At 35.4% G+C, this 994-nt stretch carries 1 protein-coding gene; it reads right to left on the bottom strand.

The window, feature by feature from the left end; translation table 11 throughout:
- Positions 1-223: 223 nt before the first annotated feature.
- The coding region (locus EHS15_RS03355) for an integrase core domain-containing protein (protein WP_135759135.1) at positions 224-994 on the bottom strand (771 nt) is incomplete at its 5' end.

Below are 994 nucleotides of genomic sequence, written 5' to 3'. Positions count from 1 at the left end.
TGAGCCTCGCAAAAACTAAGTAATTGAACATTTTGTTCGTTAAGTTGGATGGATTTGAAGCGGGTGTTAGTTTTTTTGGATAGAAAAGTGAGACTGGTTTGAGTTTTTGTTCTGTAAACGATTGGTTTTGGTTCAAAAATACAAGCTATGTTCATAAGAAGACATAGGGAATCCTTCTCTTGTTTTGAAGAGAATAGATAGAAATCACTTTTACAGAGATAGCCTAAGCTACTTTTTTCCAGGAGTAGGTGTGATAAAGTCCAGCGAGAACTGGGTGGGAAATGAGCTTATAATCACCGTCTCTAGGTTTATGCAAAATCTCCGAAGATACAGGGGTGTCTTTATTCAAAGCAAGATGGGTCCTGTTGTGATTGTAAAAATGGATGAACTCATCGAGTTTGACTGTTAAATGATATTCATTCAACGGTATGAAATAATCTAGAAATTCATTTTTACAAGTTTTGACAAAACGTTCCGCATAACCGTTTTGCCAGGGAGAACGAATCGCAGTTTTTTTATGTTTAATTCCAATCCGTTCTAGGTATTTGGAAAATCGTTTTCCAAATAAAGAATCATTATCTGTGATTAGATAAGAAGTGTTCTTTTTTCCTTTTTTACGAATGGCAAGTTTGAATACTTTTCTCATCCAGCGAGTTGTAGGACGAGTTTGAATCTCATAATGTAGAACTTGCCTCGTTTTGAGATCTAAAAAGAAAACGACTCTGAAGATTTGAGAGAAATTTCTGGAATAGATGGAAAATAAATCTGAAACGATCATAGAATCGGAATGGAGTAAATAGAAGTTTTTCCAATTGATTCTATCTCTTGGGTTGGCTGGTCTTTTGGGAATGTATTTAGAAACAGTTCGTTCGGAGATGAGAAAACCTAGTTTTGATAAAATCCCATGTAGTTTAGTAGCTCCCCAGACTTTGTTTTCTTTTGCAATCTTTCGTATAAGTTTGATCAAAATCCAAGGAGTATTAGGTCTGCCAGG

The sequence above is a fragment of the Leptospira idonii genome (genome assembly GCF_004770995.1).
Taxonomy (GTDB): domain Bacteria; phylum Spirochaetota; class Leptospiria; order Leptospirales; family Leptospiraceae; genus Leptospira_A; species Leptospira_A idonii.
This window is presented reverse-complemented; position numbering and strand designations above follow the sequence as displayed.